The following is a 16,087-nucleotide window of genomic DNA, read 5'->3' as shown; positions in this document are numbered from 1 at the left end:
GTGGGGTACATCAGGCATCTCGATTCTGCAGTTCTCGACGGGGATCCGGTCCATGATGGCCGCGCCCCGGTTGAAGGGGCAAGGGCGCGCCAGCCTAGAACCCGCTGTGCGACATGCGCGTCGCTGACCCATCGCTCCCGCCACGCCGGCGGGACGCGGACGGGCCCGCCTCCGGTCACCGGAGGCGGGCCCGTCGTCGTCGTGGGATGTCAGTCCTGGACGAAGTACATCTGCTTGTTGACGAACTCGTCCATGCCGAGCGGGCCGAGCTCGCGGCCGAAGCCGGAGCGTTTGACGCCGCCGAACGGGATCTCCGCCCCCTCGCCCGCCGGCGTGTTGACGTTGGCCATGCCGACCTCGAGCTGCCGGGCGATCCGCTCGGCCTGGGCCTCGTCCTGGGAGAACACGGCGCCGCCCAGGCCGTACTGGGAGTCGTTGGCGAGGGCGAGCGCCTCGTCCGCGGACTCCACCTTGTAGACGACGGCGACGGGGCCGAAGAGCTCCTCGCGGTAGGCGTCCATCTCGGAGGTGACGCCCGTGATCACGGCCGGGGCGAAGCGGGCGCCCGCCTCGTCCGTGACGGTCCCGCCGACGTGGACGGTCGCGCCCTGCTGACGGGCCCGCTCCACCTGCTCGGCCAGGCCCTCGGCGGCACCGCGCGAGGACAGCGGGGTGAACACCGTCGGGTCCTCGTCGGCGGCCTCCCCGGGCTTCATGGCGTCGGCCAGGGACACCAGCTCGGCCACGAAGGCGTCATGGATGTCCGCCGAGACGATCATGCGCTTGTTGGAGTTGCAGGCCTGGCCCATGTTGTACATGCGGGTCGCCCACGCGGTGCGGGCGGCCTCGGCCGGATCCTCGGCGTCGAGCACGATGTACGGGTCCGACCCGCCGAGCTCGAGGACGGCCTTCTTGAGGTGCTGGCCCGCGAGCGCGCCGATCACGGAGCCGGCCCGCTCGGAGCCGGTCAGGGAGACGCCGGCCACGCGCGGGTCGGCGATGAACTCGGCGATCTGGTCGTGCGTGGCGAACACGTTGGTGTACACGCCGGCCGGCACGCCGGCGTCGTCCATGATCTGCTGCACGGCCAGGGCCGAGCGCGGGCAGATCTCGGCGTGCTTGAGCACGATCGCGTTGCCGAGCATGAGGTTCGGCGCGGCGAAACGGGCGATCTGGTAGTACGGGAAGTTCCACGGCATGACGCCCAGCAGCACACCCAGGGGCAGGTGGCGGATCATGGCGCGGCCGCCCCCGTAGGTCTCGATGGGGCGGTCCGCGGCGAGGGTGGGGCCCTTGTCCGCGAAGTAGCCGAAGATGGCCGAGCTGAACTCCGCCTCCTCGACGCCCTCGGTCACGCGCTTGCCCATCTCGGTGGCGATGATCTGCGCGAGCTCGTCTTTGCGCTCCTCGAAGAGGTCCGCGACCTTCTGCACGATGGTGGCGCGTTCCTCGATGGGGCGGGCGGCCCATGCGCGCTGGGCGGTCTCGGCGGCGGCCAGCACCTGGTCGACCTCACCGTCGGCGAGGGCGGGGAAGGTCTCCACGACCTGGTCGGTGCTGGGGTCCTGCACGCGATAGCCGGTGGGGGTGCTCATGAGTGGGTCCTCTCGTTGGGGTCCCGGACCACGGCAGTGCCGTCGTCGTCCGGACGGATGATCGGGATGGGTCGGGTCGAGTCCGTCTGCGGCAGGGTCTCGCCACGGAAGTAGGCCGGGTGGCGCAGCCGCGTCCACATCATCAGTACCACGCCGATGGCCAGCACGCCCATGCCCAGGATGAACACGGTGCCGACACCGAACACGGAGGAGCCGGAGCCGTAGTCGGGGTCGGTGGAGTCCATCGCGGTCACGCAGAACATCACCAGCAGCACGAGGCCGCCGATCAGCGGGAACAGGAAGGTGGTGAGGGCGTTGCCCACCGAGGTGAACCACTCGCGGCGGAAGTACCAGACGCAGGCCAGGGCGGTGATGCCGTAGTAGAAGCAGATCATCAGGCCCAGAGCGGTGATGGTGTCCCACAGGGCGTTCTCGGAGAGCAGCCGCGTGACGACGTAGAAGAGGCCGGCGAAGCCCGCGCACACCCAGGTCGCGAAGGCCGGGCTGTTGAACCGGGGGCTCAGCTCGGCGAAGCGCGCGGGCACGGCCCGGTAGAAGCCCATCGCCAGCAGGGTGCGGGCCGGGGAGACCATGGTGGACTGCAGGGAGGCCAGGGAGCTGACGAGGATCGCGCTGGACATGATCACGGCAAAGGGGCCCAGGATCGGGCCGGCGAGGACCGCGAAGATCGACTCCTGGTTGTCCGGGTTGCCCGCGCCCAGGCCCTCGGAGCCGATGCCCGCCCAGGAGATCACGGCCAGGGCGGACAGGATGTAGACGGCGATGATGACGAACACGGTGACGGCGGCGGCCCGGCCGGGGGTGCGCTCGGGGTCCTTGGTCTCCTCGTTCATCGTGAGGGTCACGTCCCAGCCCCAGAACAGGAAGATGGACAGGGAGACGCCGGCCGCGACCACACTGAAGTCGCCCGCGGTGAACGGGTTGAACCAGTCCAGCTGCACCGGGGTGGGGTCGAAGCCCGCGCCACGGGAGGACTGCGTCAGGGCGGCGACCGCGAACGCACCGAGGGCCAGGATCTGGAAGGCCACCAGGATGTACTGCAGGTGCTTGGTGGTCTCCATGCCGCGGTGCGAGATCCATCCGGCCAGGGCCAGGTACACCAGGGTCAGGGGGATGTTGACCCACAGGTTGCCGGCCAGGTCCGCGATGGCCTGGCTCCCGGTGATCTGGGCGAGCAGCAGGAACGTGAAGTCGACGGCGACGGCCGCCAGGTTGGACAGCACGATCACGGAGGCGGCGATGAGCCCCCAGCCGCCCATCCACCCGACATACGGCCCGAAGGCGTGCGTGGCCCAGGTGAACGACGTGCCGGAGTCCGGCACCCGCGTGTTCAGCGCCCGGTAGCCGAGGGCCACCAGGAGCATCGGGATGAAGCCGAGCAGCAGGATCGCGGGCACGTGGGTGCCGACGGTGCTGATGGTCGGCCCGAGGCCCGAGGTCAACGTGTAGGCGGGGGCGACGACGGAGACGCCGATCACCACCGCCCCGAGCAGGCCGACCTTGCCGGCCTGGAGCCCCTTGTTGCTCACCCCGCCCGGGTTGAGCAGGTTGACCTGCTCGATGGCGGAGGTGGTCGGGTACACGTGCTCGTGTCCCTCATTGTCGACGACGCGGCGTCGTGGGGTGGATGCGCTCATGAGGATGTCCTTGTCCGTCGGGCCGGTCAGCCGGTGGGCTGCCCCGCGTCGGTGGCTTCCCGCTCGGCGATGGCCAGGGCGGCGGCCTCGCCCATGCGGATCGCGCCGTCCACGTGCTGGTAGCCCTCGGCTGCGATGTCCGAGCACGCGTAGTGGATGGGACCGGTCGGGCGGTTCTGGAGGTGGCCCCAGCGGGAGAGCCCGCCGAGGTCGTAGCTGGTGGCGTAGGCGCCTCGGGTCCACTCCTCGGCGGCCATGTCCGAGAGGAAGAACGCGATCGGCTCGAGGGTCCGGGGGCCGAGGTACTCGGCCATGGCGCCGAGGATCGCGGCCTTGCGCTCCTCCTCCGGCAGGGCCCACATCTGCTCCGCGTACACGTCGGACACGAAGCCGACGAGGGTGCCGTGCGGGTCCTCCTCGCCCGGGGCGCCACCGGCCAGGTTCTCGCCGCGGTTGGTGTTGTCATAGATCTCCTGGACGAGACGGCCCCCACCGAAGCACGTGCCGGACAGGCCCTCCTCGCGCCAGAACGGGGTCTCGTACACGGCGTGCACCTTGATGACCAGGCCCATGGAGATGTGCTGGTGCGCGATCTGCTGCTCGCGCGGCATCGGCGGCTCGAAGGAGATGCGGCTGTAGAGGTTCGGCGGGACGGCCAGGACCGCGTAGCGGGCGTGCACCTCGTAGTCGTCAGTGAGCGCCACGACGTCGCCGGCGGCGCCGTCGTGCGCCACGCCGTTGCGCACGTCTGCGGCCACACCGTTCTTCTCGTCCGCGGTGGACGGGTCCGGCTCGGCCCAGCGCAGGGTGCGCACCGGCTGGCCGAGGACGACGTCGTCGCCCAGCTCGGCGGCCATGGCCAGGGACACGGACTGCATGCCGCCCTCGACGCGCTTGTCCAGGATGAAGTCCTCGTCCACCAGGTTGCGGAACGACCCCGCCGAGGCGGACATGAGCAGCGCCTGGAGCAGGGAGAAGGTGTGGGAGGGCTTGGTCAGCATGCCGGAGGCGATGTAGATGGAGACGTTGTCGATGGCCTCCGGGTCGTCGGACTGCTGCTCCAGCCAGTGCCGGAAGGAGATCTTGTCCAGCTCGGCGGCCCGCGGGTGCTCCCACGGGGCGGCGGCGTCGATCTCGGCGGTCAGTTCGTCGATCTTGGCGATCAGGCGATCCATCTCCCGGTCCGTCTTCTCGGCCACCGGGAAGTCGAGGCCGTCGTAGACGTGGCGTTCTCCGCGCGGGTCCACGTAGACGTTGCGACCGTCGCGGAAGCGGGAGAACGTCGGCAGGCCGAGCTCCTCCACCAGGGAGATGAGGCGGGTCTGGTCCGGGGAGATCCACTGGCCGCCGATCTCGATGAAGTGGTCCTTGCCGTCGGCGCCCTCGACCAGGCCGTTCCAGGTGCGGCCGCCGACGCGCCGGCGAGCCTCCAGGACGGTGACGGACAGGCCCTGGGCCTTCGCGGTGCGGGCGGCCATGAGGCCGGCCGGGCCGGCGCCGATCACGACGACGTCGCTCGTCCGGCGCTCGCGGCCGGCGGTGGCGGGGGCGGTGGTCATGGGGTGCTCCTCTGGCGGGGACGGGGCATCGGGCGGGGCCCGGGTGAATGCCGTTCATTTAGAGTGTCGGCGCTCACTGTACGGGCCGCGCGCCGGGAAGGGAAGGCTGGTCCGTAGCCGGCCTGACACCTCCTGCCCGTCCGACGGGTCAGAATGGCCGGATGGACGAGACCACTGAACCGCCCCGGGCGCGCCGCCACCGCGGACGACCTCTCTCCCCCGCTCTGAGCCGCGAAGCGATCGCGGACGCGGCGCTCGCGGTCGCCCGCACCGAGGGATACGAAGGGCTCACCATGGCGGCGGTCGGCCGTCGCCTGGGCGTGGCGCCGAGCGCGCTCTACAACCACATCAGCGGCAAGCATGAGCTGCTCGTCCTGCTGCAGGACGCCGTGATGGGCGAGGTCTCGCTCGTCGAGCTGGAGGCCGCGATCCGGGGCGAGGTGCCCGTCGTCGCCGCCCTGCGGGCGTGGGCGCGCTCCTACCGCGACGTCTTCGCGGCCCATCCGCCGCTGATCCCGCTCATCGCGACCCTGCCGATCGAGGGAGCCCCGTCGACGCAGCGGGTCTACGAGACGGTGTGCGCGGTGCTGGCCCGGACCGGTCTGGCGCCGGAGCAGGTGCTGGCCCGGGTGATCGCGCTCGAGTCGTTCATCTACGGGTCTGCGTACGACGTCGACGCTCCGGCCGACATCTTCGAGGTGGCGGGGGCGCAGGAGCGCCTGCCCGCGCTTGGCGCGGCCGCCGAGGCCTTCCGGGCGGGCGGGGGCACGCGCGCGACGGGGGCGCGGAACCCCTATGCGGACGCACCCTTCGAGGAGGGACTGGACCTGCTGCTGGCGGGCCTCGGCGACTGACGCGCGGGCTGCCGGCCGCGTGTCATGCCGGCACGGACGCGCCGCCCCTGAGCGTAAGAGGGGCGGCGCGTCGAAGGATCTGTGCGCGGCGGGCTGTCAGTCGGTCAGGCCCAGACGACGGCGGGCCGCGACCTGCACTCCCGCGGCGGCGGCGCCGAGGCCGGCCAGCCACCAGCCGGTGGACTGCCCCGTCTCGACGGTGTCCGGGGTCGTGTGCTGCTCGTCGGCGTCGGCGTCGTCCTCCGGAGCCGGAGCGGGCTGTTCCTCCCCGTCCTCCGGAGCCGGAGCGGGCTGTTCCTCCCCGTCCTCCGGAGCCGGGGCGGCCTCGTCGGCCCGGAACGCGGCGAGCGCCGCGGCGGTGTCCGGGTCGGTCAGGTCGAGCGGCTTCCCGTTGAGGACGCCGTCCTCGGCATCGAGGAAGCCGTCGTACGCGGCGGGGATCTCCTCGCCGACGTGCACGGTGACGGTCTGGACATGGGCGACGTGCTCGCTGTGGAAGTCGACGGTGAAGGTGTCCGTGCCGACGAAGCCCTCGTCGGGGATGTACCAGGCACGGAGCTGGGAGTGCTCCGAGTCACGGAACGCGAAGACCTCACCGTGGGCCGGCTCGGCCACGACCGCCGCGTAGGTGTTCTCCATCGTCGGCGCGGCGACCAGGTGGACGATCTCGGCGCCCTCCACCCCGGGTGCCAGCTGCATGGCCGAGTCCCAGGCCAGGGGCCGGTCCCCGAGGTGGGCCATCTGCGGGCCGTCGACGGAGTGCACGGCCGCCCCCTGATCGTCGGCGAGGTCGGCGTCCGCCTGGAGCGTGATGCCCATGTTCAGCATCTGCCCGTCGGCCACGACGTCGTACCGCACCAGGCCTGCACCGGCCGCGCCGAGCGCGCGGCGGGTCTCGAGGACGTCCACCGCACCACCGTCGATGACGTCCAGGGCGGTGAACTCGACCTCCTGGCCGCCCTCCAGGCGGGTGCCGTCCTCGGCCACCGGGGTGAGCGTGAGCGTGAGGTCCTCCGGGTCGTAGCCGTCGTAGGTCTGGAAGAAGGCGGTGGTGACGTTCTCGTGGTCGACGGCCTGGAAGTAGCCGGCCTGGGGGCCGTGGGCGTCGTCCCAGGCGGCGGCGGGGCCGGCGAGGGCGACGGTGGTGATGAGGCCGGCGGCGGCGACGGCGGCGGGCAGGTGACGGAGGGAGGGACGACGGGTGCGGATGACGGACATGGCAGCTCCTCACTGAGTCGGCCGGACAGGGGTGGCGGTCCCCGCCTCTGCAGCGCCGGTGTTCCGGGCTCCACGGGTGGGGACGCCTCGAGTCTGTCCGCCGAGAGCCTGCCGTGAAAGGGCTGTGCGACGTCGATGCGTGATCGACGCTGGACCGCAACCCGGTCGTGACCGGCGGGTCTCGACGGCGAGCTGGCCGTTACGACGACGAAGGCCCGGTCCGTATGGACCGGGCCTTCTGCCTGGTGGAGGTAAGGGGATTCGAACCCCTGACCTTCTGCATGCCATGCAGACGCGCTACCAACTGCGCCATACCCCCAGGTGGGTGGTGACTCCGGTTCCGGTGGACCGGCCGGAGCACCTGAATAGAATATCCGGCCTGCAGGGACCGCGCAAACCGGCCGGGCGGCGTCGATGGACCGCCGCGGTCCCACGGCCTAGCGTGCAGGGGACGCTCCCATGCCCGCCGCCAGCCCAGGAGGTCCTGCATGTCCCCCACCGACGCACCGATCCGCACCGCGCTGATCGGCTACGGGTTCGCCGGGAAGACGTTCCACGTCCCCCTGCTCCACGCCACGGAGGGACTCGCTCTCACCCATGTCGTCTCGAGCCGCCCGGACGCGGTGCACGCGGACCTGCCGGACGTCGTCGTGGTGCCTGACGTGGACGCGCTCCTGGCGTGCCACGACGTGGACCTCGTGGTGATCGCCGCCCCGAACGACCAACACGCGCCGCTCGCGCGCACGGCCCTGAGGGCGGGTAGGCACGTGGTGGTGGACAAGCCGTTCACGCTGAGTCTCGCCGAGGCGCGGGAGCTGCGCGACCTCGCGGCCGAGACGGGGCGGGTGCTGCGGGTGTTCCAGAACCGCCGCTTCGACAGCGACTTCCTGGGCATCGCCGAGCTGGTCCGCTCCGGCCGGCTCGGGGACGTCGTCCACCTCGAGTCCCGGATCGACCGTTTCCGCCCGACCGTCCGGGACCGCTGGCGGGAAGCCGCGGTGCCCGGGGGCGGCATCTGGTTCGACCTCGGCCCGCACCTGGTCGACCAGGCGCTCCTGCTCTTCGGTGTCCCCGATCGCGTGGACGCCAACCTCGCGGTCCTGCGTCCGGGCGCCCCGGTCGAGGACTGGGCGCACTGCGTGCTGCAGTACCCGGGCCGGCGCGTCGTCCTGCAGGCGTCGATGCTCGTGGCCGGCGGCAGCCCGCGCTTCGCGGTCCACGGGACGCGCGGCTCCGCGGTGAAGGAACTGCCGGATCAGCAGGAGGCGCAGCTGCGCGCGGGTCTGCTCCCCGGCGCCGAGGGCTGGGGCGTCGACCCGGACCCGATCCTCCTGCACGACGTGGAGGGGAACATCGAGCGCGTCCCTGCGCCGACCGGAGCCCAGCAGCGGTCCTACACGGGCGTGCGCAACGCGATCCTGGGCCGCCCGGGCAGCGACGCCGCCACCCCCGACCAGGCCGTCGCCGTGATGGCGGTGCTCGAGGCCGCCGTCGCCTCGGCGCGGGAGGGCCGTGCGGTGGAACCCGCACTCACGGCGGTGGAGCGCGCCGCGTTCCCGGGCGTGTCCCCCGCACCGACCGCGGCGGAGCGACATCACCGCAGTGCAGAACCGCGGTGATGTCGCGGGGCGGCGGTCGCCTCCCGGCCCCGCACGGGAGCCCGACGACGACGAAGGCCCGGTCCGTACGGACCGGGCCTCCTGACTGGTGGAGGTAAGGGGATTCGAACCCCTGACCTTCTGCATGCCATGCAGACGCGCTACCAACTGCGCCATACCCCCAGATGTGTGCGTCACCCGCGATGTTCACGCGCCGTTTCCGGGCCGTTCGCCTCGCTGGCAACTCGACCAGCGTACACGGTCCCCGCGCGGGCGCCAAATCGGCGTCCGGGCCGAGGCGCGCTCAGATGCCGTAGCCCTCGAGGGTCCAGTCGCCCCAGCCCTCGGCCCCGGTGTCGGCAGTGAACGCGCCCTGCAACACGGCGGCGCGGGCGTTGCCGATCCGCGCCATCGCCGCGAAGGCCTCGCCCTCGTGACGCAGGAGCAACCCCGTGGCCGCGCGGATCAGCGCACCGTGGGCCACGGCGAGCAGAGTCTGGGCGCCACCGTCGCGCGGGGTGTCTCCCCAGTGCGGGGGCACGTGCCCGCGCAACGCACGCAGGGCCCGCTCGCCGCCCCCGCGCAGGGTCTCCCCGCCGACGGGACCGGCGTCGAGCACCGGCTCGGCCCGCCAGAGGCGGTGCTCGTCCGGCCAGCGTTCCGCGATGGCACTGAGCTCCAGGCCCTCCCACTGTCCCCCGGCCAGCTCCATCAGCTCCGGGTCGACGGCCACGGACGCCGCGCCCACCCGGGCCTGGAGGACGATCTCGGCCGTGCACCGCGCCCGGGCCAGCGGGGAGCACACGACCACGAGCTCCTCCGCGTCCTCGAGCAGATCGCCCACGGGCCCGCCGGCGGCGCGGCGCGCCTGACGCTCCCCCTCGGCGTTCAGCTCGATGTCCGTGTGCCCCTGGTAGCGGTCCAGGGCGTTCCAGTCGGTCTCGCCGTGACGCAGCAGGATCAGGCGCATCTCGCGGCCCCGCTCAGGAGGCGTGCGAGGCGGAGGCGCCGTCGTCCTGGGCGGCCGCGTCCGGGCGGGTGCTCTCCTCCGGCAGGCCGAGGTCGATCGCCGGGGTGTCCTTCCACAGGCGGTCCAGCGCGTAGAACTCGCGGTCCTCGCGATGCTGGACGTGCACCACGAAGTGCCCGTAGTCGAGCAGCACCCAGTGGCCGTCGGACCGGCCCTCGCGACGCAGCGGCTTGAGCTGCTCGTCCTTCAGCAGCGCCTCCTCGACGCCGTCGACGATCGCGTTGACCTGACGCTCCGAGGCGCCGGAGGCGATCAGGAAGGCGTCGGTCAGGCCGAGCCGCTCGGCGACGTCGAACGCGACGATGTGCGTGCCGAGCTTGTCCGCGGCGGCGGCCGCGGCGGTGGTGAGGGCGTCCAGGGTGGTCTGGGGAACGGTCACGAGGTCTCCTCTTCCGAGACGTAGAGGTGGTGCTTGGCGATGTATTGGACGACGCCGTCCGGGACGAGATACCAGACGGGCCGGCCCCGGCGGACGCGCTCCCGGCAGTCCGTGGAGGAGATCGCCATGGCGGGGATCTCCATCAGGGACACGTCATCCCCCAGGCCCATGTCCGAGAGGTCGTGGCCGGGACGGGTGACACCGACGAAGTGCGCCAGGCCCCAGAGCTCGTCCACGTCCTTCCACGTGAGGATCTGGCCCATGGCGTCCGCGCCGGTGATGAAGAACAGCTCGGCGTCCGGGTGCAGTCGGTGCAGGTCCCGCAGCGTGTCCACGGTGTAGGTGGCGCCGGGGCGGTCGATGTCCACGCGGGAGACGGTGAACCGGGGGTTGGAGGCGGTCGCCACCACGGTCATGAGGTAGCGGTCCTCGGCCGGGGAGACCTGCCGGTCCGACTTCTGCCACGGCTGGCCCGTGGGGACGAAGACGACCTCGTCCAGCTCGAACTCGGCGGCCACCTCTGAGGCGGCCACGAGGTGCCCGTGGTGGATCGGGTCGAAGGTGCCGCCCATGATGCCGAGGCGCGGACGGCGGGCGCGCCCGGCGGTGGGCGCGGTGACGGGGGTGCGGGAGGCGACGGTCATGCGCTCAGGAGACGAACGGACGGCCCGCCGCGTCGCCCCCGGCGGAGGAGGCGACGACGCGGCGGGCCGGTGAGACGTCAGTGACCGGAGGTGTGCGAGCCGCGGCCGGTGCCGTGGTGCTGGACCGCGGTGGTGGGCTCGGGCAGGCGCAGCGCACGGGAGCGCATGGACATGGTGGCGGCCAGGGCGACCATCAGCAGCGCGAAGACGAGCAGGCCGTACCAGATGGGGTCCATCGGCAGCTCGTTGACGACGTGGTGGCCCTCGGCGGCGGCCAGGATCAGGGAGGTGTTCAGCATGGATGCTCCTCGGTGCAGCGGGTCAGACGGCCGGGCCGGGGCCGGGCCGAAGGGGTCCTGGTGTCCATCGTAGCCCGGCTCAGCGGCGGATCTGCCCGTCGCCGCGCAGGATCCACTTGGTGGTCGTGAGCTCCTCCAGGCCCATGGGCCCGCGGGCGTGCATCTTCTGGGTGGAGATGCCCACTTCGGCGCCGAGGCCGAGCTCGCCGCCGTCGGTGAAGCGGGTGGACGCGTTCACGATGACGGCCGCGGCGTCCACCTCGGTGATGAACTGCTCGGCCGCGGCCAGGTCGTTCGTGACGATGGCCTCGGTGTGGCCCGTGGACCACCGGCCGATGTGCTCGATCGCCTGGTCGAGGGAGTCCACGACCCGCACGGCCATCTCCATGTCCAGGTACTCGGTGCCCCAGTCCTCCTCGGTGGCGTCCACGGCGTCCCGGGCGTGGTCGCCGCGGTCGGCGAGCGTGGGCAGCCAGGCCCGCGCGGCCTCGTCCACGTGCAGCAGCACGCCGGCACGGGTGAGGGCGCGCAGCACTTCTCGGCCCGTCTCCTCCGCGTCCCGGTGGAGCAGCAGGGTCTCGGCCGCATTGCACACGGAGGTGCGGTGGGTCTTCGAGTTGAGCGCGATGTCCACCGCCATCTGCTTGGGTGCGGAGGCGTCCACGTACAGATGCACGTTGCCCTCACCCGTCTCGATCACGGGCACCCGGGCCTCGCGGACCACGCGCTGGATCAGCTCACGGCCGCCGCGCGGGACGAGGACGTCCACCGCGCCACGGGCGGCCATCAGCGCGGCGACGCCGGGACGTCCGAGATCGTCGATGCCCTGGATGATGTTGGGGTCGAAGCCCTGGTCCACGAGCGCCTCGCGCAGCACCTGGATCAGGACCGTGTTGGTGGACTCCGCGGCCGAGCCGCCGCGCAGGATCACGCCGTTGCCCGACTTCAGGGCGATGCCGGCGATGTCCACCGTGACGTTCGGACGGGCCTCGTACACGGCGCCCACGACGCCCAGGGGCACCCGCACCTGGCTCATCCGCACGCCGTTGGGCAACGGACCGCCGCGGACCACGGTGCCCACGGGGTCCGGCAGTCCGGCCAGGGTCTCCAGGGCGAGGGCCAGCGCCTCGACGCGCGCCTCGTCCAGCTTGAGGCGGTCCAGCAGGGCCGCCGAGGTGCCGGCCTCGCGGCCGCGGCCGCGGTCCTCGCGGTTGGCCGTGATGATCGCGGCCGCGTTGGCGCGCAGGGCCTCGGCCATGTGGCGCAGGACGGCGTCCTTGCGGGCGCGGCCGGCGGTGGCCAGCTCGGGCACGGCCTGACGCGCCCACTCGGCCCGCTGGCGGACGGCCTCCTCGACCTCGGGCGTCGGCGCCTCGGCGTCCTGGCGGCCGGACTGATCCTGGGGTGCGGTGCTCTCGGTGGTCTGCATGCCGCCAGCCTATCGAGCGCCCCGGACGAGGCACGAGGCCCCGGTCCGTCGACTCGGCCGGAGCCCGTGCCGGTCAGCGCTGCGGCGGAGCCAGGCGCACCCAGTCGTCGGCGTGCACGACGACGCCGTCGTAGCCCGCGCCGAGGTCCTCGCGAAGGTCGGCGGTCGTCCGCCCGAGCATGGCGGGCAGCTGCGACGAGGAGTACTGCACGAGGCCGCGCGCCCGCACCCGGCCGTGCGCGTCCACGATCTCGACGACGTCGCCCGGCGTGAAGTCGCCCGTGCAGCCGGTGATGCCCGCGGCCAGCAGGGAGCGGCCGCGGTCGATCGCCCCGGCCACCGCGCCGTCGTCGATGACGAGCCGACCCCGGACCTCCGCCGTGAGGCCGAGCCACGCCGCGCGGGCGGACCGGCGGCGGCCGGTGGCGGAGAACCACGTGCCCACGTCCTCCCCCGCGAAGGCGGCGCCCGCATTGGCGGCCGAGGTCAGCAGGGTCGGGATGCCGGTGGTGGCCGCGATGCCGGCCGCGTCCACCTTGGTCACCATGCCGCCGGTGCCCACACCGGCAGAGCCGGGCACGCGCACGTCGACGCCGGACAGGTCGTCGTCGGAGGTCACCTCGGGGATGCGCCGCGCGTCCGGGTGGGAGGGATGGCCCGTGTAGAGGGCGTCCACGTCGGAGAGCAGGACCAGCAGGTCCGCCTTGCAAAGGTTGGCGGTGAGGGCCGCGAGGCGGTCGTTGTCACCGAAGCGGATCTCGCGCGTGGCCACGGCGTCGTTCTCGTTGACGATCGGCATCACGTCGAGCGTGAGCAGCCGCGCGAGGGCGCGGTGCGCGTTCGTGTACTGGGTGCGCCGCATGAGCTCCTCGGCGGTGAGGAGCACCTGCGCCACCTCCGTGTCGTGCCGGCCGAAGCTCGTGGTGTAGTGCGCCATGAGCTTGCTCTGGCCGACCGCCGCCGAGGCCTGCTGGGTGGCGGTGTCCTTGGGGCGGCGGCTCAGCCCGAGGTGCGGGAAGCCGGCCGCGATGGCACCGGAGGACACGAGCACCACCTGGGTGCCCTTCTGCCGCTCGGCGGCGAGGACGTCCACGAGCCGGTCGATGGCCGCCACGTCCAGGCCGTCCGGGGTGGTCAGCGAGGACGAGCCGATCTTCACGACAACGCGACGTGCGGCGCCCATCGTCTCCCGCGAGGTCACGGGGTTGGCCCGCGGGTCCTCGGAGCCGCGCGTGGCGGGGGTCGGATAGCGGGTGACGACGGTGCGCCGCACGGACATGGATCATCCCTCTCGATCGTCGGTGTCGGTCCACAGGCCGGAGCGTCGCTCGGCCTCCATCTCGGCCCGGGTCGCCGCACGGGCGGCCCGGCGGGCATCCTGCTCGGCGCGCTTCTCCGCGCGGGTCGCGCGGGTGCGCTCGTCGAGCCGCAGGTCGGTGCCACGGGGCCCGGCGAGCAGCTCGGCTCCCGCGGACAGCGTGGGCTCCCAGTCGAAGACCACGCCCGTGACGTCGTCGCCGATCACCACGGCGTCGCCCGGCCTCGCACCGGCCTTGAACAGGCCGTCCTCGACGCCGGCCCGCTGGAGCCGGTCCGCAAGGTAGCCGATCGCCTCGTCGTTCTGGAAGTCCGTCTGGGCCACCCACCGCTCGGGCTTCTCGCCGCGCACGCGGAACAGAGGCTCGAGGTTGCGCTCCTCGCGGCGGATCGTGAATTCGGCCCGCTCGCCGCGGCGGCGATGCCGGCGCGGCACCTCGACGGGCGCGGCCAGCACGGGCTCGACCACCCGGGAACGGGCCTCCGCCACGAGCTCGGCCATGGCGTACTTGAGGGCGTCCAGGCCCTCGCGGGCCAGCGCGGAGATGTCGAAGACCCGCAGGCCACGGCCCTCGAGCTCGTCGCGGACCATGTCCGCCATCGCGGCGCCGTCGGGCAGGTCGGTCTTGTTCAGGGCGATGAGGCGGGGCCGCTCGTTCAGCGGTACGACGCCCTCCCCGCCCTGGGAGAAGACGGGCTCCACCGCGTAGGCCTCGAGCTCGGCCTCGATGGCCTCGAAGTCGGCGATCGGGTCGCGGTCGGACTCGAGGCTGCCGCAGTCGAGGACGTGCACGAGCGCGGCGCAGCGCTCGACGTGGCGCAGGAACTCCAGGCCGAGGCCGCGGCCCTCCGAGGCACCGGGGATCAGGCCCGGGACGTCGGCCACGGTGAAGCGCACGTCGCCGGCCTGCACGACCCCGAGGTTGGGCACGAGCGTGGTGAACGGGTAGTCCGCGATCTTGGGACGGGCCGCAGACAGGGCAGCGATGAGGGAGGACTTGCCGGCCGAGGGGAAGCCCACGAGCGCGACGTCCGCCACGGTCTTGATCTCGAGCGTCAGGTCCCGGCTCTCCCCCGGCAGGCCGAGCAGCGCGAAGCCGGGCGCCTTGCGCTTCACGGAGGCCAGAGCCGCGTTGCCGAGGCCGCCCTGACCGCCGGCGGCGGCGACGTAGGTCGCGCCCTCCCCCACGAGATCGGCCACGATGTTGCCCTGCTCATCCTTGACCACCGTGCCGTCCGGCACGGGCAGCACGAGCGACTGGCCGTTCTTGCCCTCGCGGTGGTCGCCCATGCCCGGCTGGCCGTTCTCAGCGGACCGGTGCGGGGCGTGGTGGTAGTCCAGCAGCGTGGTGGTCTGCGAGTCCACCACGAGGGTGATGTCGCCGCCGTCGCCCCCGTCGCCGCCGTCGGGGCCACCCAGGGGCTTGAACTTCTCGCGATGCACGGAGACGCACCCGTGCCCGCCGTTGCCGGCGGTGAGGTGGAGGACCACGCGGTCCACGAAGGCTGCCATGGGAGTGCTCCTAGGGGCTGGAGGGATCGGACTCAGACGGCCCAGGGGCCGGAGACGCCGACGGCGGGGGCGGGTCCGGTGGATGCCGGGCCCGCCCCCGCCGGGGCGTCAGGGGGTGCGGGTGTCCTCGCCGGGCGAGGGTCCGCACGCAGACCGCACGAGTGTCAGATCACTCCGCGGCGGGGACGATGTCCACGACCTTGCGGCCGCGGCGCTGGCCGAAGGCCACGGAGCCCGCGGACAGCGCGAAGAGGGTGTCGTCCTTGCCGCGGCCGACGTTGCGGCCCGGGTGGAACTTGGTGCCACGCTGGCGGACGATGATCTCGCCGGCGTTGACGTCCTCGCCGCCGTAGCGCTTGACGCCGAGGTACTGCGGGTTCGAATCGCGGCCGTTCTTCGAGGAACTGCCGGCCTTCTTATGTGCCATTGCTGTTGCCTAACCTCTCGGATGCTCGGTTTCGCCGGTGCCGGTGACGGCTCAGGCGATCCCGGTGATCTTGACCGTGGACAGCTCAGAGCGGTGGCCCTGGCGCTTCTTGTAGCCGGTCTTGTTCTTGTACTTCATGATGACGACCTTCTTGCCACGGGAGTGGGAGACGACCTCGGCGGTCACCTTCACACCGGCGGCATCGGCGCCAGCCTTGACCTCGTCCCCGTCCACCAGCATCAGAGCGGGCAGCTCGACGGAGCCACCGGTCTCAGCGGGAACGCGGTCAAGGGTAACGAGGTCTCCGACGGAAACCTTCTCCTGGCGGCCGCCAGCGCGGACAATCGCGTACACCACTTGGGACTCACTTCTCTCGACGTTTCAACGGATCAGATCGGGTTCTGCTCGCCCGCACCTCGACCGCGGCTGCGTCCGGGTCCGGCGGTCCCTCACCGGGACATGCGGGAGCGTGCGGGCGGTGAACACCGATGGTCCAGCATACTCGCTGCCGGGCATCCGGACCAAACAGAGGCGTGTCGGCGCGTCGCCGCCGCCCGGGGCAGGCCC

15 protein-coding genes and 2 tRNA genes are annotated in these 16,087 nt (G+C 72.4%); 2 read left to right on the top strand and 15 right to left on the bottom strand.

Annotation, left to right across the window (positions count from 1 at the left end):
- Positions 1-209: 209 nt before the first annotated feature.
- Genes AC0VX2_RS04975 through AC0VX2_RS04965 form a run of 3 tightly spaced genes read right to left on the bottom strand, consistent with a single transcriptional unit; the run spans position 210 to position 4,812 of the window.
- Complete coding sequence (locus AC0VX2_RS04975; RefSeq protein WP_100057718.1) at positions 210-1,595, bottom strand: NAD-dependent succinate-semialdehyde dehydrogenase; 1,386 nt, start codon at positions 1,593-1,595, stop codon at positions 210-212.
- Positions 1,592-3,253, bottom strand: coding sequence for an APC family permease (locus AC0VX2_RS04970; RefSeq protein WP_036316957.1), 1,662 nt, complete (start codon positions 3,251-3,253; stop codon positions 1,592-1,594). Before AC0VX2_RS04970 ends, AC0VX2_RS04975 begins: the two co-directional genes overlap by 4 nt.
- Before the next feature lie 26 nt (positions 3,254-3,279).
- Positions 3,280-4,812: a flavin monoamine oxidase family protein gene (locus AC0VX2_RS04965; protein ID WP_036316954.1), complete on the bottom strand. Its 1,533-nt coding sequence runs from the start codon at positions 4,810-4,812 to the stop codon at positions 3,280-3,282.
- A gap of 161 nt (positions 4,813-4,973) precedes the next feature.
- Between AC0VX2_RS04965 and AC0VX2_RS04960 the strand changes: the two genes are divergently transcribed.
- Positions 4,974-5,666: a TetR/AcrR family transcriptional regulator gene (locus tag AC0VX2_RS04960; protein ID WP_036316951.1), complete on the top strand. Its 693-nt coding sequence runs from the start codon at positions 4,974-4,976 to the stop codon at positions 5,664-5,666.
- Between the two features lie 96 nt (positions 5,667-5,762).
- Here the strand turns inward: AC0VX2_RS04960 and AC0VX2_RS04955 are convergent, their stop codons facing one another.
- Together AC0VX2_RS04955 and AC0VX2_RS04950 are read right to left on the bottom strand one after the other, a co-directional pair.
- Positions 5,763-6,884: a hypothetical protein gene (locus AC0VX2_RS04955; RefSeq protein ID WP_036316949.1), complete on the bottom strand. Its 1,122-nt coding sequence runs from the start codon at positions 6,882-6,884 to the stop codon at positions 5,763-5,765.
- A gap of 243 nt (positions 6,885-7,127) precedes the next feature.
- Positions 7,128-7,203, bottom strand: a tRNA-Ala gene (locus AC0VX2_RS04950).
- Positions 7,204-7,372: 169 nt separating this feature from the next.
- On the opposite strand from AC0VX2_RS04950, the gene AC0VX2_RS04945 reads away from it, so the two are divergent.
- A complete protein-coding gene (locus AC0VX2_RS04945) occupies positions 7,373-8,503 on the top strand; it encodes an oxidoreductase (RefSeq protein WP_475432746.1) in 1,131 nt (376 codons plus the stop codon).
- 86 nt (positions 8,504-8,589) lie between these two features.
- Here AC0VX2_RS04945 and AC0VX2_RS04940 read toward each other — a convergent pair.
- The 10 genes from AC0VX2_RS04940 to rplU all read right to left on the bottom strand — a co-directional run bounded on the left by AC0VX2_RS04940 (position 8,590) and on the right by rplU (position 15,877).
- Positions 8,590-8,665: transfer RNA gene (locus tag AC0VX2_RS04940), tRNA-Ala, on the bottom strand.
- A 121-nt stretch (positions 8,666-8,786) separates the two neighbouring features.
- Positions 8,787-9,452 carry a histidine phosphatase family protein gene (locus AC0VX2_RS04935; protein ID WP_101965493.1) on the bottom strand — a complete coding sequence of 222 codons (666 nt, stop codon included), beginning with the start codon at positions 9,450-9,452 and terminating at the stop codon, positions 8,787-8,789.
- A gap of 13 nt (positions 9,453-9,465) precedes the next feature.
- Positions 9,466-9,891: a ribosome silencing factor gene (gene rsfS / locus AC0VX2_RS04930; RefSeq protein ID WP_002853902.1), complete on the bottom strand. Its 426-nt coding sequence runs from the start codon at positions 9,889-9,891 to the stop codon at positions 9,466-9,468.
- Positions 9,888-10,535 carry a nicotinate-nucleotide adenylyltransferase gene (nadD, locus tag AC0VX2_RS04925; RefSeq protein ID WP_010078832.1) on the bottom strand — a complete coding sequence of 216 codons (648 nt, stop codon included), beginning with the start codon at positions 10,533-10,535 and terminating at the stop codon, positions 9,888-9,890. The genes rsfS and nadD overlap by 4 nt, the downstream gene beginning before the upstream one ends.
- 77 nt (positions 10,536-10,612) lie before the next feature.
- Entirely contained in the window at positions 10,613-10,834 is a 222-nt protein-coding gene (locus AC0VX2_RS04920) for a hypothetical protein (protein WP_098092945.1), read from the bottom strand.
- A 79-nt stretch (positions 10,835-10,913) separates the two neighbouring features.
- A complete protein-coding gene (locus tag AC0VX2_RS04915; protein ID WP_101965494.1) occupies positions 10,914-12,263 on the bottom strand; it encodes a glutamate-5-semialdehyde dehydrogenase in 1,350 nt (449 codons plus the stop codon).
- Positions 12,264-12,336: 73 nt separating this feature from the next.
- Positions 12,337-13,542 carry a glutamate 5-kinase gene (gene proB, locus AC0VX2_RS04910; protein WP_101965495.1) on the bottom strand — a complete coding sequence of 402 codons (1,206 nt, stop codon included), beginning with the start codon at positions 13,540-13,542 and terminating at the stop codon, positions 12,337-12,339.
- A gap of 3 nt (positions 13,543-13,545) precedes the next feature.
- The gene (obgE, locus tag AC0VX2_RS04905) at positions 13,546-15,093 is read right to left on the bottom strand and encodes a GTPase ObgE (protein ID WP_101965496.1); all 1,548 of its coding nucleotides are present in this window, start codon (positions 15,091-15,093) and stop codon (positions 13,546-13,548) included.
- A gap of 169 nt (positions 15,094-15,262) precedes the next feature.
- Positions 15,263-15,520, bottom strand: coding sequence for a 50S ribosomal protein L27 (rpmA, locus tag AC0VX2_RS04900; RefSeq protein WP_002853915.1), 258 nt, complete (start codon positions 15,518-15,520; stop codon positions 15,263-15,265).
- 51 nt (positions 15,521-15,571) lie between these two features.
- Positions 15,572-15,877, bottom strand: a complete 306-nt coding sequence (rplU, locus tag AC0VX2_RS04895) for a 50S ribosomal protein L21 (protein ID WP_002853919.1) — start codon at positions 15,875-15,877, stop codon at positions 15,572-15,574.
- Positions 15,878-16,087: the final 210 nt, after the last annotated feature.

The sequence above is a fragment of the Micrococcus sp. iso_239 genome, from assembly GCF_056173395.1.
This window is presented reverse-complemented; position numbering and strand designations above follow the sequence as displayed.